The organism is Rhodococcus maanshanensis NBRC 100610 (genome assembly GCF_001894865.1).
GTDB lineage: Bacteria > Actinomycetota > Actinomycetes > Mycobacteriales > Mycobacteriaceae > Rhodococcus_G > Rhodococcus_G maanshanensis.
Window position 1 is genome coordinate 59,499 of record NZ_BCXA01000026.1, and the last position, 21,621, is coordinate 81,119.

Consider the following 21,621-nt stretch of genomic DNA (forward strand, 5'->3'; position numbering starts at 1 on the left):
CGTTCAATATGGTCTAGACCAATTGCCGCATCCGTTCAACCGCGCTTAACCCAGGCCCCCGACCTGGTCCGGGTCCTTGTCCGGGCGGAGCCCGCGCCAGGTCGGGTGGCGCAGTCGTCCGTCACCGGTCAGCTCCGAGTACCGCACCTCCCCAACAATTTCCGGGCGCACCCAGTGGGCCGTGCGAGCGTCCACCGCGGGAACCGAGTGACCGAAGGGCGAGCTGTCCGCGGACGCGTCCGCCAGCAGCCGCGCCAACCGCGTCAGGGTGGCGTCGCTGAACCCGGTCCCGACCTTTCCGACGTACCGCAGGCCGTCGGCACCGCCTGGCACACCGAGCAGCAGCGATCCGATGCCACCGGACCGACGCCCCTCCCCCTGCTGCCAGCCGCCAACCACCACCTCGAGGTCCGAGTAGTGCTTGAGCTTCAGCCAGGAAGCGGATCGACCGGCCCGGTAGGTGGAGTCCCACCGCTTGGCCACCAGGCCCTCCATCCGGGCGGTCCGGCTTGACTCGAGCGCCTCGCCGAGGTCCGCGGGCGCCAACTCGAGCACCCGCCAGGTCTCGTCCTCGCCGAGGCGGATCGCGTCCAGGACCTTGCGCCGGTCCCGGTAGACCTTGGCGCGCAGCGATGTCCCGTCGAGCTGCAGGACGTCGAAGATCTCCAACAGCACCGGATTCTTCGCCGCCGCCACCCGCACGTCGCGCGGTTTGCTCAGTCCCATCCGCTGCTGCAGCCGACCGAAGCTCGGCGCGCCGTCGTCACCGAGGACCACGATCTCCCCGTCCAGCACGCCCGAATGGCCATGCAGGCCTTCCGGAACGTCGAGCAACTCCGGATAGCCCGAGGTGAGGTCCGATCCACTGCGACTGACCAACCGAACGGTGGACACGCCGCTCTCGGCGTCGTGGTCGAAATGCACAAGGGCACGGATACCGTCCAGCTTCGGCTCCAGGGCCCACACCTCGGGGTCCGCCCGGGACGTGAAGTCCGCCACGGTCACCGCGGATGCCAGCATCGGGGCCAGGTCGCCCGTGGTGGCGGCGCGCGAGCGCCGTTGGGGGCGTGCGCGCTCGGGTGCGGGAGCAGGCGGGATCCCCGGCTGCGCGCCGCCCTCGGCTATCCGGTCGAGGACCTCATGGAAGTCCAACTGGCGCAGTCCCGGCCGGGTCAGCTCGTCCCAGGTGCGAGGGGCGGCCACGTTCGGGCTCGCGGTGCCGCGGAGCGAATACGGCGACACCGTCGTCTTCGACGCCGAGTTCTGGCTCCAGTCCACGAACACCTTGCCCGCGCGCTCGGCCCTGGTCATCTTGGAGATCACCGACTTCGGTGTCTCCCGTTCGAGTTCGACGGCGATCTTCTTCGCGAACTCAACACACCGCGCCGCCGTCCAGCCCTCACCGATCCCGGCGTACAGGTGAATTCCCTTGCTGCCACTGGTCACCGGAAGTGCCCCCAGACCGCTGTCCGCAAGCCGGTCACGCACCCGCAGGGCCACCTCGGCGCACTCCTCCAGGGTGACGCCCGGACCCGGGTCGAGGTCGATCACCAGGCGGTCCGGGTCCATCGGTACGCCACCCGCGCCGAATCTCCATTGCGGCACATGGAACTCGAGCGAGCCCGCCTGAGCGAAGTACACCAGGGACGCCAGGTCGTCGACGATCGGGTAGGTGATGGTCTTCGACGAGTGCGTCATGGTCCGGCGATCGACCCAGTCCGGTGTCGACGCGTCGACGTTCTTCTGGAAGAACGGGGTTGCGGAGGTGCCGTCCGGCCAGCGCTTTCTCGTGACCGGCCTACCGGCGAGCAGCGGCACCATCAGCGGGCCGACCGTGGTGAAGTACTGCAAGATCTCCGCCTTGGTGGTCCCCGTCTCGGGGTAGAGAACCTTGTCCAGATTGGTCAGGGACAGGCGCTTGCCCTCCACCATCACCGCGGTGTTGTGACTCATGCTCCGCCCACCCATTTTCGGGTACTGCCTGGCCTGATCCCGTCCTGTGCACCATCATGGTTTCATGCGGTCCATTTGGAAAGGCTCCATCGCGTTCGGGCTCGTGAACGTCCCGGTGAAGGTCTACACCGCGACCGAGGACCACGACATCAGGTTCCACCAGGTCCACGGCGCCGATGGCGGCCGCATCAAATACAACCGTGTCTGCCAGGAATGCGGCAAGACCATCCAGTTCGCCGACATCGACAAGGCCTATTCGTCCGAGGACGGGACACAGGTGATCCTCACCGACGAGGACTTCGACGAGCTGCCCGCCGCCGAGAAGCACGAGATCCCGGTCCTGCAGTTCGTGCCGTCCGAGCAGATCGATCCGATCCTGTTCGAGAAGAGCTACTACCTCGAGCCGGACTCCGCCTCCCCCAAGGCCTACCAGCTGCTCGCGTCCACGCTGACCGAGAGCGACCGCACCGCGCTGGTGCACTTCACGCTGCGTCAGCGCACCCGGCTCGCCGCGTTGCGGGTGCGCGACGGCGTGCTGGTCATCCAGACACTGCTCTGGCCCGACGAGGTGCGGGCCGCAGAGTTCGAGACCCTCGACAAGGCGGCCGCGCCGAGCGACAAGGAACTGGCGATGGCAAAGTCGTTGGTGGAGTCGATGTCCGAGGACTTCGAGCCCGAGTCGTACACCGACGAGTACCAGATCCAGCTGCAGAAGATGCTCGACGAGGCGATCAAGAACGGCGGCAAGAAGGTGACCCCGCCCGAGGCGGTCGTCGCCGCCAAGGAGGACGCCGAGGTCGTGGACCTGGTCGCCGCACTGCAGCGCAGCGTCGACGCCGCGAAGTCGGGGAAGTCGGGCGAGGGCTCCGCGAAGGCCGCACCGGCGAAGAAAGCGCCCGCGAAGAAGGCCGCAGCCAAGAAGGCACCTGCCAGGAAGACCGGCTAGTCGGTCTCGTCCCTCATGAGGGCAAAGTAGAAGTGCTCACCACCGTCGAGCACATCCTTGCCGTTCATGATGCCCATCAGCGTCCGGTCGTCGACGCGCTTGAAGTGGTCGAACACCGCCATCCCGTCGTAGACCATCGTCGCGGTGCACTCGCCCCTGAACTCGACCATCCACAGGCTCGCCTCCCCCTTGCCCGCCGCGACATCGGAGAACAGCTCGCCGTCCGGTCCGCGACAGAGCATCGGTTGCACATCGAAGCGCGAACCGAAGTTCTTGCCGTACCAGCCCGACTTTGCGAGCAGCCTGCCCGTGCGATGACCGGTCTCGAAGCCGCTCCCCCGCCACCGCCCCTCGAGCTCGTCGATGTGCACGGTCGGCAGCGCCGCCCACAGCTCGTCGAGGACCCGGGGATCCACCGGCCCCGCGCTGCCGAGGAGTTCGAAGAATTTCTGCTTACCGGTCACGGCGTTCCTTTCGTCGGGAGGATATGGGCGATCGATCGCACATGTCAGAAGGTGAGCACCGGCTTGACCACGGCCCCGCTCGACGCCGCGGCCAGGGCCGCCTCGATCTCCTCGAACGGGAAGGTCGTGATCATCTCCTCGAACGGGAACCGACCCGCCCGCCACAGCTCGATCAGCTCGGGGATGAACGTCTGGGGGTCCACGTCACCCTCGATGACCCCGGTCACGCTGCGGCCCATCAGCAGGCTCGATTGGTCGATCACCACCGGATTGCGTTGGCCGCGCAGGCCGAGCGTCACGCAGCTGCCCGGCGAGCGCAGGGTCGAGACCGCCAGGTTCAGCACCTCCTCGCTGCTGACCGTGTCCACGCTGTGGTCCGCGCCGCCGCCGGTCAGCCTGCGCAGTTCGCGGCCGAGCCCGGGCGTGGCGCTGTCCAGCGCGGCGGTGGCGCCGAGTTCGACGGCCAGCTCGCGCCGGGCGCGCAGCGGATCGACGACGAGGATGGTCGCACACCCAGTTGCCGCGGCCGCCAGGACCGATCCCAGTCCGACCGCCCCGGCGCCGAAGACGATCACCGAGGAACCGGGCTGCGGACGCAACACCCGCAACAGCGCGCCCGCGCCGGTCTGGATGCCGCATCCGAGAGGTCCGAGCAGCGGGAGCGGGAGGTCGGCGGCAACCTTGACCGCGCCCGCGGCGTCGACCACGGCATGGGTCGCGAACGAGGATTGCCCGAACCAGCCGCCGTGCACCTCCCCCGACCCCGAGTGCAGCGTGGTGCTGCCGTCCCGCCTGCGCCCCGAGTAGTTGAGCGCGGCGAAGTCCGCGCAGTACGCCGGGTGACCGCCGGTGCAGTTCGGACACTGTCGACACGACGCGAAGCTGAGGACGACGTGATCGCCTGCGCGGACCGTGTCGACCCCGGAGCCGACCCACTCAACCACGCCCGCCCCCTCGTGCCCGAGAACCGCGGGCAGCGGAAAGGGAATCGCCCCAGCCGCCGCCGTCAGGTCGGTGTGGCAGATGCCGACGCCTGCCATCCGGACCAGGATCTCCCGCTCCCGCAGGGCAGTGGTCCGGATCTCCCTGATCTGCGTGGGCCCGCCGTACTCCGCGAGAACCGCCGCACGCACCCGATCACCCACCGAGAACTTCCCTCCGACGTATGCGAACTCCGGTTAACTTACGCCCCTCGCCGGGATTCGCCACCCGCAAAGAGGCGTATCGTCCGATGTGAAACAGATCACACCCGCGTGGTGGCGCCCGGCCCGCTCGCCCGGCCGAGACCGATCAGGGGTTTGGCCGTCCACCAGGGCACGGAGGTCGGCGATGAGCACCACCAGTTCCCCCATCACCGCGGATACGGCCCCGTGTGGTCGCGTCGTGGACGGTCGCCGCCATCAGGAGAACGACGACGAGGGCCTGCGCATCGACGACCGCACCTACGAGTGCGGTTGCCGGGTGATCCGCCACGAGTATCACGACGGATCGGTGCGCATCAAGACGATTCGGCACGACGGCAAGGTGCTGACCGATGAGCACAGTGGCAACCACGAGGCCTGAGCGATGACCGCATTCCACTCGGTCGTCATCGTCGGCGGCGGTGGCGCCGGGCTGCGCGCGGCCATCTCGATCGCCGAATCAGACCCGAACCTGAGCATCGCGATCGTGTCGAAGGTCTACCCGATGCGCAGCCACACCGTGTCCGCGGAGGGTGGCGCCGCCGCAGTGGTCGCGCCGGACGACTCCCTCGACGAGCATGCCTACGACACGGTGTCCGGCAGCGACTGGCTGTGCGACCAGGATGCCGTCGAGGCCTTCATCCAGGAGGCGCCGAGGGAACTGCTCCGCCTCGAGCACTGGGGTTGCCCGTGGAGCAGGCAACCGGACGGGCGCATCGCCGTGCGCGCGTTCGGCGGGATGAAGAACAAGCGCACCTGGTTCGCCGCCGACAAGACCGGATTTCACCTGTTGCACACTCTCTTCCAGACGGCGCTGTCCTACTCGGACATCGTCCGCTACGACGAGTGGTTCGCCACCACGCTGCTCGTCGACGACGGGCGGGTGCGCGGTGTCGTCGCCATCGAGCTGGCCACCGGCCGGATCGAGACGATCGTCGCCGACGCCGTCATCGTGTGCACCGGGGGGTGCGGCAGGGTCTTCCCGTTCACCACCAACGCCACAATCAAGACCGGCGACGGAATGGCCCTGGCCTACCGGGCCGGGGCCGGGCTCAAGGACATGGAGTTCGTCCAATACCACCCGACCGGACTGCCGTTCACCGGCATCCTCATCACGGAGGCCGCGCGGGCCGAGGGCGGTTGGCTGATCAACAAGGACGGCTATCGGTACCTGCAGGACTACGACCTCGGCACGCCCACACCGGGTCCGGTCCTGCGCAGCATGGAGCTGGGCCCGCGCGACCGGCTCTCCCAAGCCTTCGTGCACGAGCAGGAGAAGGGCAGGACGATCGACACCCCCGACGGACCGATCGTCCACCTGGACCTGCGGCATCTCGGCGCCGACCTCATCGACTCGAAACTGCCGTTCGTGAGGGAGCTGTGCGCGAGCTACCAGAACATCGACCCCGTGCACGAGCTCGTCCCGGTGCGCCCGGTCGTGCACTACATGATGGGCGGGATCCACACCGACATCCACGGCGCGACCGACCTGGACGGGCTGTACGCGGCGGGCGAGGTCGCCTGCGTCAGCATCAACGGCGCCAACCGTCTCGGTTCGAACTCGCTGCCGGAACTGCTCGTCTTCGGCGCCCGCGCAGGACAGGCGGCCGCACAGCACGCCGCAACGGCTCGCGCCACCGGCTCCACCGCGGCGATCGAGGCACAGGGACGAGACGAGCAGCGCCGGCTCGAACGGGAACTCGCCCGTCACGACGGCGCAGGCGGGGCCCGGCCGGACCGCATCGCCGACATCCGGACCGGGATGCAGGAGGCGATGGAGGCCGGTGCGGGCATCTACCGGGACGCGGCGTCGCTGCGCACCGCCATTGACGAGATCCGGGAGTTGAAGGAGCGCTACACCCACGCCGTCATCGACGACCACAGCCGGACCTTCAACACCGAACTGACCGCAACCCTCGAGCTCTCGGGAATGCTCGATGTCGCCGAGTGCATCGTCGGCAGCGCGTTGCGACGGGAGGAGTCCCGCGGCGCGCATCAGCGCACCGACTTCCCCGACCGCGACGACGACAGATACCTGGCTCATTCACTGGTCCACCGGCAACCGGGCGGCGAGGCCCGGATCACCTACCTACCGGTGACGATCACCCGTTGGCCACCCGGCCAACGGGTCTACGGGAGGTAAGCGATGCCCGAACACGACACCGTCGCCGTCGAGGTCATGCGCTACCGGCCGGAACAGGAGTCCACGCCTGCGCCGCAGTGCTATCGGGTCCCGCTGCGCAAGGAGTGGACCGTCCTCGACGGCCTCAACCACATCAAGGATCAGCTGGACGGAACGCTCTCCTACCGGTGGTCCTGCCGAATGGGGATCTGCGGCAGCTGCGGCATGACGGTCAACGGCGAACCGAAGCTGGCCTGCTCGACGTTCCTGACCGACTATGCGCCCGAATCGATTCGGGTCGAGCCCCTGCGGAACTTCCCGGTGATCCGCGACCTCGTCGTCGACATCAGCGACTTCATGTCCAAGCTGCCAAGGGTCAAGCCGTGGCTGATCCGCTCGGACGAGTCCGAGCCCGAGGAGGGTGCGTACCCGCAGACGCCGGAGGAGATGGAGGCGTACAAGCGGTACAGCATGTGCATCAACTGCATGCTCTGCTACTCGGCCTGCCCGGTGTACGCCCTCGAGCCCACCTTCCTCGGCCCCGCGGTGATCGCGCTGGGCCAGCGCTACAACCTGGACTCGCGGGACGAGGGCGCCGAAGACCGGCGTGATGTGCTCGCCTCCGCGGAGGGCGCCTGGGCCTGCACCTTCGTCGGCGAGTGCAGCGTGGCGTGCCCCAAGGGCGTCGACCCCGCAGGCGCCATCCAGCGCTACAAGCTGACCGCGGCGTCGAGGTCGCTGAAGGAGTTCCTGCTCCCGAGGGGTGCGCGATGAGTTCCGCGGGAACTGTGGCTGCGCGTCCATACCGACCGCCGGTGCCCCGGCTGTGGTGGCTGCGGCGCAGGTCGTACCTCCTGTTCATGCTGCGCGAGCTGTCGTGCCTGTTCGTGGCGTGGTTCGTCGTGTTCGCGCTCACGCTGGTGGTGGCGGTCGGCGACAGCCCTGGCGCCTACCGGGACTTCCTCGACTGGAGCGCGCGCCCCTGGGTGATCGCGCTCAACGTGATCGCGACGGCGTTCGTCCTGCTCCACGCCGTGACCTGGTTCAACTTGGCACCCAAGGCAATCGTGGTCCGGGTGGGGAAGCGGTCCGTTCCGCCTGCCGCGGTGCTCGCCGCGCACTACGCGCTGTGGGCCGCGTGCTCGGCGATCGCGGCGTGGGTGGTCCTGCGATGACGACCAGCAGGCGCGGAAGTCGCAGACCGACGGCGGAACCGCTGGCGTGGCTGGCGTTCAGCGCAGGCGGGATGGCCGCGGCCCTGCTGATCCCGGTCCTCATCCTGCTGTTCGGGGTCGCGATTCCGCTCGGCTGGGTCGCCGCCCCCGACTTCGCGCACCTGCACTCGGTGCTGCGCCACCCGATCACCGTCGTCGTGCTGGTCGGCCTCTGCGTCCTGGCGCTGTTCCACGCCGCGCACCGGCTCCGCTTCACCCTCTGGCACGGCCTGCGGCTCCAGAAGGCCAGGGGTGCGGTCACCGTGGCGTGCTACGGAGGCGCCGCGGTCGGGTCCGTCGTGGCCACATACCTGCTGATCAGGGGCTGAGGAGCCGCGCCCATCGCGGTCCCGGCCCGTGTACGTTTCGACCCTCTACGTAACGAATTGTCGGTTTCTTTCGACTTTCAGGTGTCGGCACCCCGAATCGAATCGGAGGACTGACATGATCGGAAACGGTTAGTTTCAACAAACAGGGGAGAAACGTATATGAACGGCAACACCTTTCGACGCATGGCGACCACGGCCGTCGTATCGGCCGGCATCGCGGGGGGCCTTGTCGCGGGCACCGGTCTGGCAGCGGCGCAGACGGTGGAAGTACCCATGAGCACCTGCTTCGGCCTGAGCCCGTACATTGTCGACCAGCCCTACATCGCCAGCCGGGCGTTCTTCTATCAGGACGGGCCGGGCACCGGCACCGTCACCCTCGCCGACGTGTCGAGCGTGGTGGGGTTCTTCACGACGCCGTACCTGTCGGACGCCCGGCTCGACTGGCGCAACAAGACGACCGGGGCCACCGGCACGCTCACCGCCACCACGCCGATCGCGCTCGGCAACGCGGTCAACCTCCGGATGAACAGCGGCCCCGGCGAGGTCGAGATCACCAGGAGCGCCGTCAACCGGAATGCGCTGTGGGCCATCCCGACCACGTCCTGCACCGGTACGGTGCGCGTCAACTGATCCGCGTGAGCGCATGACAAAGGCGCCGGACCCGATTCGACGGGTCCGGCGCCTTCTCTGTCACGTTCGGGTCAGACGGTGAAGCCGAGCGCCCGCAGCTGCTCGCGGCCGTCCTCGGTGATCTTGTCCGGGCCCCACGGCGGCATCCAGACCCAGTTGATCTTCAGGTCGTTCACGAGGCCGCTCTTGACCAGCGCGCCTCGTGCCTGCTCCTCGATCACATCGGTCAGCGGGCAGGCGGCGGAGGTCAGCGTCATGTCCACGGTGGCGACGTCCTCGTCGTCCACGGCGATGCCGTAGACCAGCCCGAGGTCGACCACGTTGATCCCGAGCTCGGGGTCGACGACGTCGCGCATCGCCTCCTCGAGCTCGTCGATCACGGCCTGCTGCTCGGGCGTCAACTCGAGCACGGCCTGCTCATCGGCGGCGGGCGCGGACTCCTGCACGGCCTGGTCCTCAGTGGCCTCGGCGCTTGCCTGGGTCTCGGTCATGATGACGATCCTCCGGTCTGAACCGGCACCGCGGTGCCGATGACATTCTTCGTGGGCGCAGCGTCGGCGCCGTCGACTATTTGAACAACGGCATCCTTGAATGCCATCCATCCCAGCAACGCGCACTTCACGCGGGCCGGGTACTTCGAGACGCCCGCGAACGCGATCCCGTCGCCGAGCACGTCTTCGTCGCCCTCGATGTTGCCGCGGCTGGTGATCATCGCGTCGAACGCGTCGACCGTCGCGATCGCCTCCGGCACGCTCAACCCGACGACCTGGTCGGTGAGCACCGAGGTCGAGGCCTGGCTGATCGAGCAGCCCTGCCCGTCGTACGAGATGTCGCCAACCCGGCCGTCGTCGGTCAGCGCCACCCGCAGCGTCACCTCGTCGCCACAGGTCGGGTTCACGTGATGTACCTCGGCACCGAACGGCTCCCGGAGCCCCCGCCCGTGCGGGTGCTTGTAGTGATCGAGGATCACTTCCTGGTACATCTGCTCCATACGCATGTCAGGACGCCCCGTCGATCGGTGCGGACTCCGGCACGTCGACGACCGGCTCGCTGGCAGGAGTCACCCCGAAGAAGTCCTGCGCGCGACGGATGGCCGCCGCCAGGGCGTGCACCTCGTCGGTGGTGTTGTAGAGGGCAAACGACGCGCGGGCAGTCGCCGCGACCCCGAAGTGCCGGTGCAACGGCCAGGCGCAGTGGTGCCCGACCCGGATCGCGATGCCCTCGTCGTCGAGGATCTGGCCGAGGTCGTGCGCGTGGATGCCGTCCACCACGAAGGACACCGCGCCGCCGCGGTTCACCGCGGTGGTCGGACCGATGATCCGCACGCCGTCGATGGCACCGAGTTGTTCAAGTGCCAGCGCCGTCAGCTCGTGCTCGTGCGCGGCGACGGAGTCCATGCCGAGCTCGTTCAGGTAGTGCACGGCCGCACCGAGCGCGACGACCTGCGAGGTCATCGGCACGCCCGCCTCGAAACGCTGCGGCGGGGCGGCGTAGGTGGTCGCCTCCATCGTGACGGTCTCGATCATCGAGCCGCCGGTGATGAACGGCGGCATCGACGCGAGCAGCTCGCGCTTACCGTAGAGCACACCGACGCCCGACGGGCCGAGCATCTTGTGCCCGGAGAACGCCGCGTAGTCCACGTCGAGCGCGTGGAAGTCGACCGGCATGTGCGGCACCGACTGGCACGCGTCCAGAACAACCAGCGCGCCGACCGCCCTGGCCCGGCGGACGAGCTCGGCCACCGGCGCCACGGCGCCCGTCACGTTCGACTGGTGGGTGAAGGAGACCACCTTCACCGCGTCGGTCAGCTCCAGCGACTCCAGGTCGATGCGGCCGTCCTCGGTCACCCCGTACCAGCGCAGCGTCGCACCGGTCCGCCTGGCCAGCTCCTGCCACGGCACCAGGTTCGCGTGGTGCTCGAGCTCGGTGATCACGATCTCGTCACCAGGGCGCAGGTGCCGCTCGAATCGCTCGTCGCCGAGCACATACGTCACCAGGTTGAGCGCCTCGGTGGCGTTCTTGGTGAACGTCAGCTCGTCGGCGTCGGCCCCCACGAAGTCGGCGATCGCCGCGCGCGCACCCTCGTACGCGTCGGTCGCCTCCTCCGCGAGCTGGTGCGCCCCGCGGTGCACGGCCGCATTACAGGTGGTGAGGAACTCCCGTTCGGCATCGAGCACCTGGACGGGACGCTGCGAGGTCGCCCCGGAATCCAGGTACACCAACGGTTTACCGTCGCGCACCGTACGGCCGAGGATCGGGAAGTCCTTCCGGATCCTGGTGATGTCGAGTTCCTTCACCGAGGTGGTCATGGAACTAGGCTCCTGTCGCTGCAGCCTGCGTGAACCGGACGTAGCCGTTCTCCTCGAGCTCGTCGGCGAGCTCGGCGCCGCCGGACTCGACGATCTGGCCGCCGACGAAGACGTGCACGAACTCCGGGCGGATGTACCGCAGGATGCGGGTGTAGTGCGTGATCAGCAGGACGCCGCCGTGCTCGCGCTCCTTGTAGCGGTTGACGCCCTCGGACACGATGCGCAGCGCGTCGACGTCGAGGCCGGAGTCGGTCTCGTCGAGGATCGCGATCTTCGGCTTGAGCAGGCCCAGCTGCAGGATCTCGTGACGCTTCTTCTCGCCGCCGGAGAAGCCCTCGTTGACGCTGCGCTCGCTGAACGACGGATCGATCTCGAGCTCGGTCAGGGACTCCTTGACCTCCTTGACCCAGTGGCGGAGCTTGGGGGCCTCGCCGCGGACCGCGGTCGCGGCGGTGCGGAGGAAGTTCGACATCGAGACGCCGGGCACCTCGACCGGGTACTGCATGGCGAGGAACAGGCCGGCGCGGGCCCGCTCGTCGACGCTCATCTCGAGCACGTTCTCGCCGTTGAGGGTGATGCTGCCGGAGGTCACCTCATACTTGGGGTGGCCGGCGATGGCGTACGACAGGGTCGACTTGCCGGAGCCGTTGGGGCCCATGATCGCGTGGGTCTCCCCCGAGCGGACCGTGAGGTTCACGCCCTTGAGGATGTTGATCGGCTCGGCGTTCTCGTCGGTGGTCGCGACGTTGACGTGCAGATCCTTGATTTCGAGAACGGAGTTTTCAGCGGTAGTCATTCAATGTTCCTTAGAGAAGTGTGTTGTCGGCGGCGATCTCAGACGCCGACCGCGGCGAGCTCGACCTCGATGGCGGCTTCGAGGCGCTCGCGCACCTCCGGGACGGCAATGCGGTTGATGATCTCGTGGAAGAACCCGCGGACCACCAGGCGACGGGCCTGGTCCTCCGGGATGCCCCGCGACCGCAGGTAGAACAGCTGCTCGTCGTCGAACCGGCCGGTGGCGCTGGCGTGGCCCGCGCCGACGATCTCGCCGGTCTCGATCTCGAGGTTCGGCACCGAGTCGGCGCGAGCGCCGTCGGTGAGCACCAGGTTCCTGTTGAGCTCGAAGGTGTCGGTGCCCTCGGCCTCGGCGCGGATGAGCACGTCGCCAACCCACACGGTGTGCGCGTCCGGCTTGCCGGAGTGCGGATCGCCCTGCAGCGCGCCCTTGTAGACGACGTTCGACTTGCAGTGCGGCTGCGAGTGATCCACCAGCAGGCGCTGCTCGAAGAACTGGCCGGCATCGGCGAAGTACAGGCCGAGCAGCTCGGCGTCGCCGCCGGGCCCGTCGTACTTCACGATCGGGGTCAGTCGCACCAGGTCGCCGCCGAGGCTCACCGAGGTGTAGCGGAGCACGGCGTCGCGGCCGAGCCGCGAGTGGTGCGCCGCGACGTGCACGGCGTCGTCGGCCCAGTCCTGCACCGCGACCACGGTCAGCTTGGCACTGTCGCCGAGGACGAACTCGACGTTCTCCGCGTACGTGCCGCTGCCGCGCTGGTCGAGCACGACCGTCGCCTGCGCGAACGCCTCGAGCCGGATCTGGATGTGGCCGTAGGCGACCTGCTCGGCGCCGGGACCGGTGACCACGATGTTGATCGCGTCGGCGGGCTCCTGCTCCTTGCCGACCGTCACGACGGTGGCCGACTCGAAGCTCGAGTACGCCTGCGCGGCGACGCGGTCGGCGGGCACACCGGCCTGGCCGAGACGGGCGTCGTCGCGGCCGACGGTCTCGACGCTGACGCCGTCGCCCGCCTGCACCTCGACGGTCGCGGCGCCGGTGCGGGCCGCCGTGCCGTCGTGCAGGCCGCGCAGCCTGCGCAGCGGCGTGAAGCGCCACGCCTCGTCGCGTCCCGCGGGGACCTCGAAGGCGTTGACGTCGAATGAGGTGAACACCTCGCCCTTGTTGGTGGCGGGCACGATGTTCTCACCGGCGACGGCGGCCTTGACCCCGGTCGTCGCCTCGTTTGCGTTGGCCACTAACCCACGGCCCCTTCCATCTGCAGTTCGATCAGGCGGTTGAGCTCGAGGGCGTATTCCATCGGCAGCTCCTTGGCGATGGGCTCGACGAACCCGCGCACCACCATTGCCATTGCCTCGTCCTCGGTGAGGCCGCGGCTCATCAGGTAGAACAACTGGTCTTCGCTGACCTTCGACACGGTCGCCTCGTGACCCATCGACACGTCGTCCTCGCGGATGTCCACGTAGGGGTAGGTGTCGGAACGGCTGATCTGGTCGACCAGCAGGGCGTCACACTTGACGGTCGACTTCGAGCCGTGCGCTCCCTTGTTGACCTGGACCAGGCCACGGTAGGAGGCGCGGCCGCCGCCGCGCGCCACCGACTTGCTGACGATGGTCGAGGAGGTGTGCGGCGCCAGGTGCAGCATCTTCGCGCCGGTGTCCTGGTGCTGGCCCTCGCCGGCGAACGCGACCGAGAGGACCTCGCCGCGCGCGTGCTCGCCCATCATCCACACGGCCGGGTACTTCATGGTGACCTTGGAGCCGATGTTGCCGTCGATCCACTCCATCGAGCCGCCCGCGTCCACCTTGGTGCGCTTGGTCACCAGGTTGTAGACGTTGTTCGACCAGTTCTGGATGGTCGTGTAGCGGCAGTGGCCGCCCTTCTTCACGATGATCTCCACGACCGCGGAGTGCAGCGAGTCGGACTTGTAGATCGGCGCGGTGCAACCCTCGACGTAGTGCACCGAGGCGCCCTCGTCGACGATGATCAGGGTGCGCTCGAACTGACCCATGTTCTCGGTGTTGATCCGGAAGTATGCCTGCAGCGGGATGTCCACGTGCACGCCCGGCGGCACGTAGATGAAGGAGCCGCCCGACCAGACCGCGGTGTTGAGCGCGGAGAACTTGTTGTCGCCCGCGGGGATCACGGAGCCGAAGTACTCCTTGAACAGCTCCGGGTGCTGCTTGAGCCCGGTGTCCGTGTCGAGGAAGATCACGCCCTGCTTCTCGAGATCCTCACGGATCGAGTGGTAGACGACCTCGGACTCGTACTGCGCGGCGACACCGGCGACCAGGCGCTGCTTCTCCGCCTCCGGGATGCCGAGCTTGTCGTAGGTGTTCTTGATGTCCTCGGGCAGGTCCTCCCAGGACTCCGCCTGCTTCTCGCTGGACCGCACGAAGTACTTGATGTTGTCGAAGTGGATGCCCTCGAGGTTGGAGCCCCAGTGCGGCATCGGCTTCTTGTCGAAGGTCTTGAGCGCCTTGAGCCGGATGTCGAGCATCCACTCGGGCTCGCTCTTCTTCGCGGAGATGTCCCGCACGACGGCCTCGGACAGCCCGCGCTGCGCGCTGGCGCCCGCGACGTCGGAATCAGACCAGCCGTAGCCGTAATGGCCGAGCGAGGCGATGGCCTCGTCCTGCGTCAGTGCGGGCGACTTCTCCGTGCTGCCGGCTGCCTGATCTTGGGTGACTGTCATGCGAGCTCCTTCCGGAGTCTTGTTGCGTACCGGTGCGGGCTGGGCATCGGCGTGGGTGGTGCTTACTTCGGGGATGCGTCTGACGAGCGAGGCTCGTCTGGTGGGGCTATCGGTATGTGGGTGGTGCAGGCGCAGTCACCGTTGGCGATGGTCGCCAGGCGCTGCACGTGGGTGCCGAGCAACTCGGCGAAGGCCTGCGTCTCCGCCTCGCACAGCTCGGGGAACTCCGAGGCGACGTGCGAGACCGGGCAGTGGTGCTGGCAGATCTGGACGCCGTTGCCCACCGGCCGGGTGGTGGCCGCGAAACCCGCCGAGGTGAACGCATCCGCGATGGCGTCGGCGGTGTCAACCACCTCGCCTGGGGTGTGCGGTGCGACGGGATCGATGTCGGCGACGATCGTCTGGACCCGGCGCCGCGCGAACTCCACGATCGCCTCCTCACCGCCGACCTCGCGGAGGTGCCGCATGGCCGCACCGGCGAGATCGTCGTAGGAGTGACCGAGACGCGAACGGCCGGCGGCAGTCAGCTGGAACTGCTTCGCCGGGCGACCGCGGCCCTTGTGCTGCCAGCTCGCGGCGTTCGAGGAACGTGCCTCGCCCGCGTCGATCAGCGCCTCGAGGTGACGTCGGACACCCGCGGCGCTCAGACCGAGCTTCGCGCCGACCTCGGGGGCCGTGATCGGGCCCTGCTCGAGGAGAAGCTGGACGACGGCGGCCCTGGTGTGCCCGTCATGGCCCACCACGGTCGCGGTCGGGGCACCACTGAGTGCAGGCGAAACAGGTGCATGACCTGCGCCTTCACTTCGCGCGTCCCGAGCCGGTGCCGATTTCACAACACAAGTGTGACGGAATTATCGGAGCTGGTCCACCAAGGGTGCCCTGTATTACACCGCTACGCTTCCCCATGTGCCGCAGTCCCACGACGCACCGGACTCCGGTGACACCCCCAGCGCCGGCCCGGCGACCCGACTCCGCGAACGGGCTGTGACGCTCGCCAAGCGAGGGCTGGGCGTCGACGGCCCGCACCACGGCTTCGAGGTGTCGAGCCTGCACGGCGACGAGGCCGAGGCCCCCGGACTCAACAAGCGCGAGACCGGTCAGCTCCGCGGGATCAGGCGTTTCGGTGCGACCGGGGCCGTCCTGATGGCGATCGGCGCGCTCGGGGCAGGCGCGCAGCCGGTGCTGCAGAACCCGGTCCAGGGCCTGCGGATCCTCGGACTGCCCGCGCGCCTCGGCGCGACCGCGCTCACGCTCACCATGACCGGCAGCGTGATGGTGGTGCTCGCGTGGCTGCTGCTCGGCAGGTTCGCGATCGGCCGGTACCGGGGGGAGGGCACCGCGCCCCGACGGCTGACCCGCTCCCAGCTGGACCGCACCCTGCTGCTCTGGGTGATCCCGCTCACGGTCGCACCGCCGATGTTCAGCAAGGACGTCTACTCGTACCTCGCGCAGAGCGAGATCACCGCGCGCGGACTCGACCCGTATGCGATCGGGCCTGCACAGGCCCTCGGCGTCGACCACGTCCTGACCAGGACCGTGCCGACCATCTGGCGTGACACACCAGCGCCCTACGGACCGCTGTTCCTCTGGATCGGTCGCGGCATCTCCGCCCTCACCGGCGAGAACATCGTCGCGGGCATCTTCCTGCACCGGTTGCTCGCGCTCGTTGGCGTCGCGCTGATCGTCTGGGCGCTGCCCCGGCTGGCGCGCCGGTGCGGCGTCGCGAGCGTGACCGCGCTCTGGCTCGGCGCCGCCAACCCGCTGCTGCTGTTCCACCTGGTCGCCGGGATCCACAACGAGGCACTGATGCTCGGCCTGATGCTGGCGGGTATGGAACTGGCGCTGCGCGCCGTCGAGAGCGCCGACCCGATCCGCTTCGACCCCCGCGGCGCCACCGCAGGCGGCAGGAACCTGATCTATCTGCTGGCCGGGTCGGGCCTGATCGCGCTGTCCGCGACAGTCAAGATCCCGTCGCTGCTGGCGCTCGGGTTCATCGGCATGGCCCTGGCGCGGCGCTGGGGCGGCACCGTCCGATCCGTGCTGGCGGCCGCCGGGCTGCTGATGGCGGTGACCGCGGTGGTCATCCTCGTGGTGAGCCTGGCCAGCGGCCTCGGCTTCGGCTGGCTCTCCCCCGGCACCCTCGGCACCGCGAACGAGGTGCGGAGCTGGATGTCGCTGCCGACGCTGCTCGGACTCGGCACCGGCCTGGCCGGGGTGTTCCTCGGACTCGGCGACCACACCACCGCCGTCCTCAACCTGACCCGGCCGATCGCCTCGCTCGCGGCGGCCTTCGTCGCGCTACGCATGCTCGTCGCCGTTCTCGTCGGGCGGGTGCACCCGGTGGGCGCGCTCGGTGTCTCCCTCGGCGTCCTGGTGCTGCTCTTCCCCGTGGTCCAGCCGTGGTACCTGCTGTGGGCGGTGATCCCACTGGCCGCATGGGCGACCCGGCCGGTCTTCCGCATCCCGGCCATCGTCTTCTCGTCGGCGGTGAGTCTGATCGTGATGCCCAACGGCGGCGAGTACCAGCCGTTCATGATCGTCCAGGCCGCCGTCGCCACCATCCTCGTGGTGGGACTGGCGATGTTCCTCACTCGCGACCGGCTGCCGTGGCGGGCCGGGACCGGGGCACCGAACGGCAGTGGATCGGCCGCCGAATACGCTGGGGCCCCGTGAGCTCTTCCGCGTCCGACACGGCGCATCCGGTTCTTCGGCTCGACGGCGTGGTCAAGTCCTTCGGCAGCGTCACGGCCGTCGACGGCCTCGATCTGTCCCTGCACCGCGGCGAGGTGCTGGCGTTGCTCGGCCCCAACGGCGCAGGCAAGACCACCACTGTGGAGATGTGTGAGGGCTTCCTCAGCCCCGACAGCGGCACCGTGCGCGTCTTCGGCCTCGACCCGATCGCGGATTCCGGAGCGGTCCGGGCCCGCGTCGGCGTCATGCTGCAGGGCGGCGGCGCCTACCCGGGGTCAAGGGCGGGCGAGATGCTGGACCTGGTGGCCGCGTACTCGGCCGACCCCCTCGACCCGGCGTGGCTGCTGCGGACCCTCGGCCTCACCGACGCCGCCCGCACCCCCTACCGCCGGCTCTCTGGCGGCCAGCAGCAGCGCCTCGCGCTTGCCTGCGCGCTCGTCGGCAGACCCGAGCTGGTGTTCCTGGACGAACCGACCGCGGGTCTCGACGCCCAGGCCAGGCTGCTGGTCTGGGAACTCATCGACGCGCTGCGCAGGGACGGCGTCGCGGTGCTGCTGACCACGCACCTGATGGACGAGGCGGAGGCACTTGCCGACCGCCTGATCATCATCGACCACGGCCGGATCGTCGCCGAGGGCACGCCGACGGAGCTGACGCGACACGGATCGGCCGGACAGCTCCGGTTCCTCGCGCCCGAGAGCCTCGACCTGAGCGGGCTGCGCGCCGCGCTGCCCACCGGTTTCACCCCACGGGAGGTCTCCCCCGGCTCGTATCTGGTCGAGGGTGTCGTCGACCCGAAGGTGCTGGCGACGGTGACCGCGTGGTGCGCCGAGCTCGACGTGCTCGCCACCGAACTGCGGGTCGATCAGCGCAGGCTCGAGGACGTCTTCCTCGACCTCACGGGACGGGATCTGAGGGGATGAACGTGCAAGACCGGCTCGCCGACAACAGGTTCGAGGCGGGGACCTTCACCCCCGACCCGAGGCCGAGTGCCGCGCTGCCCATGCTGGCGGCCCAGACCCGGCTCGAGCTCACGCTGCTGCTGCGCAACGGTGAGCAACTGCTGCTCACCATGTTCATCCCGATCACCCTCCTGATCGGGCTGTGCCTGCTGCCGGTCGGCGACCTCGGCGACCCCCGGGTCGACACGGTGCTGCCCGCCGTGATGATGGTGGCGATCATGTCCACCGCGTTCACCGGGCAGGCCATCGCTGTCGGTTTCGACCGGCGCTACGGCGCGCTCAAGCGGCTCGGTGCGACCCCGCTGCCGCGCTGGGGAATCATCGCGGGCAAGAGCGCCGCGGTCATCATCGTGGTCGCGATGCAGTCGGTCTTGCTCGGCGGCATCGCCTACGCGCTCGGCTGGCGGCCCGAGCCGACCGGCCTGCTGCTCGGCGCGCTGATCATCGCGCTGGGAACCGTCACGTTCGCCTCATTGGGGCTGTTGCTCGGCGGCACCCTCCGGGCGGAGATCGTGCTCGCGCTGGCGAACGTCCTCTGGTTCGTGATGGCGGGCATCGGCTCGGTCGTGTTCGCCGAGGACATCCCGGGACCGTTGCACACGGCCGCCCGGATGATCCCCTCCGGCGCCCTCGCCGAGGCCCTGCAGCAGGCGATCGGCGGGTCGATCGATCTGTTCGCGGTCGCGGTGCTCGTGGCCTGGGGTTCGGTCGCGGCATGGCTCGCGACCAGGCTGTTCAAGTTCACCTGATACGGATCAGTTCCAAAACGTATTCATTTCCGTCAAAAACCGGCAGTATGCGGAGCCGTGCCGAAAACACTCCGCGCCCTCGCCTCCCTGGCCGCCGTCTCCGCGATCACCCTCGGCGGCGGACTCGCCTCCGCACAGCCCGCGTGGGGCCCGCTCGCACCGCCCAACCCGTTCCTCGGGCCGACGGGCACCGCGACGATGCACGGCGACGCGGGATCCTCGGACGCGACGCCGCTGGCAGGCCCAGGCGCCGAAGCGGTCGGCGTGACCTCGTACCCCCTCCTCGCCGCGTGCCCGACCGTGCTGCAGGGCTCCGACGGACTGGTGGTCGCGCTCTGCACCTCCGTGCTGGGCCAGGACCCGACGGTGCACCTGATCGATCCGGCCGCCCCCGCGGTCCCGGTTGGCGGCTCGCTCGCCCAGCTCAAGCTGGCAAAGGGCAGCCTGCTCGGCGGGGTGTACGCATTCCTGGACAACCAGAACCGGCTCGTCGCCGTCGACGGTGAGCGCAAGCTCCGGCGGGTCGGCCACACGAACAACACGCTGTTCATCGACTCCACCGTCGACCTGTCCGGGGCCATCCCCGACGGCGACGCGGTGACCGGGCTGACCCCGGACTGGCAGGGCAACGTCTGGTTCGCGACCGGCGGCGGTGTGATCGGCTCCGTCGACGCGGCCGGGGTCGCCAGGACCGTCGCGGTCCCGGCAGGCGAGCAGGTGCAGAACAGCATCTCCACCTCCCCGGCAGGCACCTCGGTGGCCACCACCCACGCCCTGTACCAGCTGAGCCTCGCCGCGGACGGCACCCCGAAGATCGACTGGCGCCGCACGTACGACCGGGGGTCGGCCCGCAAGCCGGGCCAGCTGAGCTGGGGCACCGGGTCCACGCCGACCTACTTCGGCCCTACAAGCGGCTACGAGTACGTCGCGATCGTGGACAGCGCCGACACCCGGGTGAACCTGCTGGTGCACCGCACCGACACGGGCCAGGAGGTCTGCAAGATCCCCGTGCTCGGCTCGGGCGGACCCGGCAGCGAGAACTCCCCGATCGGCGTCGGCAACTCGGTCTTCGTCGCGAGCACCTACGGCTACCCCTACCCGAAGGTGCCCGAGGGCGCCGGACCGGCCGTGCCCGCGTCCGCACCGTTCACCGGCGGCATGACGCGCGTCGACCTCGACGGCGCCGGCTGCCATCAGGTGTGGGACAACACGCTGCGCAGCTCAGCGGTGCCGCACCTGTCGACCGCGGACGGCCACCTCTACACCGTGCTGCGGGACGGCACCGGCGGACCCCTCGACGGCTACGCGTTCGCCGTCGTCGACCCGAACACCGGCTCGATCCTGCGCCGCACCGGACTTCCCGGCACCACGGCGAACGACACCCTGCAGATGTCGGCGCTCATCACCGCGCAGGGCGACTACCTGCAGGGCACGATCACCGGCATCCTCAAGGTCGGGGCGAACGGCTCCGGCAGCCTCGGCAGTTCGGGGAGTTCCGGCAGCTGAGGCCCGCCGGGCGCGGCCAGACCCAACGACGCTCTGTAGTTGACGGGCATCTACCATCGGGGGCGTGCTGTATCGAGGGTTCCTGAGCCTGGTCAACCGTCTGCCGCTCCCCTCTTTGGCGGTGCAGAAATGGATCGCCGTCGCGGTGATCCTGACCCAGGGCGGTATCGCCGTGACCGGCGCCGTCGTCCGGGTGACCGCGTCCGGCCTCGGCTGCACCACCTGGCCGCAGTGCCACCCCGGCAGCTTCGTGCCCACCGGGACGGCGACCGCACCGTGGTTCCACCAGGCCATCGAGTTCGGCAATCGGCTGCTGACGTTCCTGGTGGTGGCGACGGCCGCGGCCGTCGTGCTCGCGGTGACCCGCGCCGCGCGCCGCCGCGAGGTGCTCGCCTACGCCTGGCTGATGCCGCTCTCGACGGTCGCGCAGGCGGTGATCGGCGGCATCACCGTCCTGACCGGTCTGCTCTGGTGGACCGTCGCGGTGCACCTACTGGTGTCGATGGCGATGGTCTGGCTGTCGGTGATCCTGTACCACAAGATCGACCAGCCCGACGACGGCGTCGAGGTGATCACCGTGCCGAAGCAGCTGCGCTGGCTCACCGCGCTGTCCGGCGTCGCGCTGGCCGGGACGCTGGTCGCGGGCACCATGGTGACGGGCGCGGGCCCGCACGCGGGCGACAAGAACCCCGAGCGCACGGTCGAGCGGCTCGACCTCGACATCACCAATCTGGTGCACCTGCACGCCGAACTGCTGGTCGCCTACCTCGCCCTGCTGGTGGGGCTCGGGTTCGGGCTGTACGCGGTCGGCGCGAGGGCCGCGGTGACCCTTCGACTCAAGGTCGTCGTGGCCGTGGTTGTGGCGCAGGCCTGCGTCGGCCTGGTCCAGTTCTGGACCCATGTCCCCGCCGTCCTGGTGACGGTGCACGTCGCGCTGGCGGGTGCCTGCACGGCCGCGACCGCCGCTCTCTACGCCGCGGGCCGGGTCCGCGAGCTCGCCCCGGTCGAGCGGGAGCCACTGAAGTCGAGATCCCGCTGAACACGGCCGAAGGAGCGATGAAGCGAGGAACAACG

General features: G+C 69.1%; 22 protein-coding genes. 12 read left to right on the plus strand and 10 right to left on the minus strand.

Translation table 11 applies throughout. The features are described 5' to 3' along the window. Window positions 1–45: 45 nt before the first annotated feature. The gene (gene ligD, locus RM1_RS13870; protein ID WP_072751998.1) at window positions 46–1,953 is read right to left on the minus strand and encodes a non-homologous end-joining DNA ligase; all 1,908 of its coding nucleotides are present in this window, start codon (window positions 1,951–1,953) and stop codon (window positions 46–48) included. 64 nt (window positions 1,954–2,017) lie between these two features. On the opposite strand from ligD, the gene ku reads away from it, so the two are divergent. Continuing rightward, on the plus strand, window positions 2,018–2,899 hold the full coding sequence (gene ku / locus RM1_RS13875; protein ID WP_072752000.1) for a non-homologous end joining protein Ku: 882 nt from the start codon (window positions 2,018–2,020) through the stop codon (window positions 2,897–2,899). On the opposite strand, the gene RM1_RS13880 is transcribed toward ku, so the two are convergent. Next, window positions 2,896–3,363 (minus strand): DUF4334 domain-containing protein, encoded by a 468-nt coding sequence (locus RM1_RS13880; RefSeq protein ID WP_072752002.1) that lies wholly within the window; start codon window positions 3,361–3,363, stop codon window positions 2,896–2,898. The genes ku and RM1_RS13880 overlap by 4 nt on opposite strands. Window positions 3,364–3,407: 44 nt before the next feature. Continuing rightward, window positions 3,408–4,508, minus strand: a complete 1,101-nt coding sequence (locus tag RM1_RS13885; protein ID WP_245816322.1) for an NAD(P)-dependent alcohol dehydrogenase — start codon at window positions 4,506–4,508, stop codon at window positions 3,408–3,410. 184 nt (window positions 4,509–4,692) lie between these two features. Between RM1_RS13885 and RM1_RS13890 the strand changes: the two genes are divergently transcribed. From RM1_RS13890 to RM1_RS13915, 6 genes are all read left to right on the plus strand, one after another. Further along, window positions 4,693–4,926 carry a hypothetical protein gene (locus tag RM1_RS13890; RefSeq protein WP_072752004.1) on the plus strand — a complete coding sequence of 78 codons (234 nt, stop codon included), beginning with the start codon at window positions 4,693–4,695 and terminating at the stop codon, window positions 4,924–4,926. Window positions 4,927–4,929: 3 nt separating this feature from the next. Then, window positions 4,930–6,687, plus strand: coding sequence for a fumarate reductase (quinol) flavoprotein subunit (gene frdA, locus RM1_RS13895; RefSeq protein WP_072752006.1), 1,758 nt, complete (start codon window positions 4,930–4,932; stop codon window positions 6,685–6,687). Window positions 6,688–6,690: 3 nt separating this feature from the next. Then, window positions 6,691–7,440 (plus strand): succinate dehydrogenase/fumarate reductase iron-sulfur subunit, encoded by a 750-nt coding sequence (locus tag RM1_RS13900; RefSeq protein ID WP_072752008.1) that lies wholly within the window; start codon window positions 6,691–6,693, stop codon window positions 7,438–7,440. Continuing rightward, window positions 7,437–7,841 carry a fumarate reductase subunit C gene (locus RM1_RS13905; RefSeq protein WP_072752010.1) on the plus strand — a complete coding sequence of 135 codons (405 nt, stop codon included), beginning with the start codon at window positions 7,437–7,439 and terminating at the stop codon, window positions 7,839–7,841. The genes RM1_RS13900 and RM1_RS13905 overlap by 4 nt, the downstream gene beginning before the upstream one ends. Further along, window positions 7,838–8,209 (plus strand): fumarate reductase subunit FrdD, encoded by a 372-nt coding sequence (gene frdD, locus RM1_RS13910; protein ID WP_072752012.1) that lies wholly within the window; start codon window positions 7,838–7,840, stop codon window positions 8,207–8,209. Before RM1_RS13905 ends, frdD begins: the two co-directional genes overlap by 4 nt. Window positions 8,210–8,392: 183 nt before the next feature. Next, entirely contained in the window at window positions 8,393–8,839 is a 447-nt protein-coding gene (locus tag RM1_RS13915) for a hypothetical protein (protein ID WP_083576720.1), read from the plus strand. A gap of 71 nt (window positions 8,840–8,910) precedes the next feature. On the opposite strand, the gene RM1_RS13920 is transcribed toward RM1_RS13915, so the two are convergent. From RM1_RS13920 to RM1_RS13950, 7 genes are all read right to left on the minus strand, one after another. Then, window positions 8,911–9,330 carry a metal-sulfur cluster assembly factor gene (locus RM1_RS13920; protein ID WP_072752016.1) on the minus strand — a complete coding sequence of 140 codons (420 nt, stop codon included), beginning with the start codon at window positions 9,328–9,330 and terminating at the stop codon, window positions 8,911–8,913. Further along, window positions 9,327–9,836, minus strand: coding sequence for a Fe-S cluster assembly sulfur transfer protein SufU (sufU, locus tag RM1_RS13925; protein ID WP_072752018.1), 510 nt, complete (start codon window positions 9,834–9,836; stop codon window positions 9,327–9,329). The genes RM1_RS13920 and sufU overlap by 4 nt, the downstream gene beginning before the upstream one ends. A 1-nt stretch (window position 9,837) precedes the next feature. After that, window positions 9,838–11,148 carry a cysteine desulfurase gene (locus RM1_RS13930; RefSeq protein ID WP_072752020.1) on the minus strand — a complete coding sequence of 437 codons (1,311 nt, stop codon included), beginning with the start codon at window positions 11,146–11,148 and terminating at the stop codon, window positions 9,838–9,840. Between the two features lie 4 nt (window positions 11,149–11,152). Next, window positions 11,153–11,944, minus strand: a complete 792-nt coding sequence (gene sufC / locus RM1_RS13935) for a Fe-S cluster assembly ATPase SufC (RefSeq protein ID WP_072752021.1) — start codon at window positions 11,942–11,944, stop codon at window positions 11,153–11,155. A gap of 38 nt (window positions 11,945–11,982) precedes the next feature. Then, window positions 11,983–13,182, minus strand: a complete 1,200-nt coding sequence (gene sufD, locus RM1_RS13940) for a Fe-S cluster assembly protein SufD (protein WP_072752023.1) — start codon at window positions 13,180–13,182, stop codon at window positions 11,983–11,985. After that, entirely contained in the window at window positions 13,182–14,639 is a 1,458-nt protein-coding gene (sufB, locus tag RM1_RS13945) for a Fe-S cluster assembly protein SufB (protein ID WP_072752025.1), read from the minus strand. The genes sufD and sufB overlap by 1 nt, the downstream gene beginning before the upstream one ends. A gap of 62 nt (window positions 14,640–14,701) precedes the next feature. Next, window positions 14,702–15,379 carry a helix-turn-helix transcriptional regulator gene (locus RM1_RS13950; protein ID WP_281252141.1) on the minus strand — a complete coding sequence of 226 codons (678 nt, stop codon included), beginning with the start codon at window positions 15,377–15,379 and terminating at the stop codon, window positions 14,702–14,704. 244 nt (window positions 15,380–15,623) lie between these two features. Between RM1_RS13950 and mptB the strand changes: the two genes are divergently transcribed. The 5 genes from mptB (at window position 15,624) to RM1_RS13975 (ending at window position 21,586) form a co-directional block, all read left to right on the plus strand. Next, window positions 15,624–17,312, plus strand: coding sequence for a polyprenol phosphomannose-dependent alpha 1,6 mannosyltransferase MptB (gene mptB / locus RM1_RS13955; protein WP_092667818.1), 1,689 nt, complete (start codon window positions 15,624–15,626; stop codon window positions 17,310–17,312). Further along, on the plus strand, window positions 17,309–18,253 hold the full coding sequence (locus RM1_RS13960; RefSeq protein ID WP_072752031.1) for an ABC transporter ATP-binding protein: 945 nt from the start codon (window positions 17,309–17,311) through the stop codon (window positions 18,251–18,253). The genes mptB and RM1_RS13960 overlap by 4 nt, the downstream gene beginning before the upstream one ends. Continuing rightward, the gene (locus tag RM1_RS13965) at window positions 18,250–19,041 is read left to right on the plus strand and encodes an ABC transporter permease (protein WP_072752033.1); all 792 of its coding nucleotides are present in this window, start codon (window positions 18,250–18,252) and stop codon (window positions 19,039–19,041) included. The genes RM1_RS13960 and RM1_RS13965 overlap by 4 nt, the downstream gene beginning before the upstream one ends. 57 nt (window positions 19,042–19,098) lie before the next feature. Continuing rightward, the gene (locus RM1_RS13970) at window positions 19,099–20,547 is read left to right on the plus strand and encodes a hypothetical protein (protein ID WP_072752034.1); all 1,449 of its coding nucleotides are present in this window, start codon (window positions 19,099–19,101) and stop codon (window positions 20,545–20,547) included. 64 nt (window positions 20,548–20,611) lie between these two features. Continuing rightward, the gene (locus RM1_RS13975; protein WP_072752036.1) at window positions 20,612–21,586 is read left to right on the plus strand and encodes a COX15/CtaA family protein; all 975 of its coding nucleotides are present in this window, start codon (window positions 20,612–20,614) and stop codon (window positions 21,584–21,586) included. Window positions 21,587–21,621 lie beyond the last annotated feature (35 nt).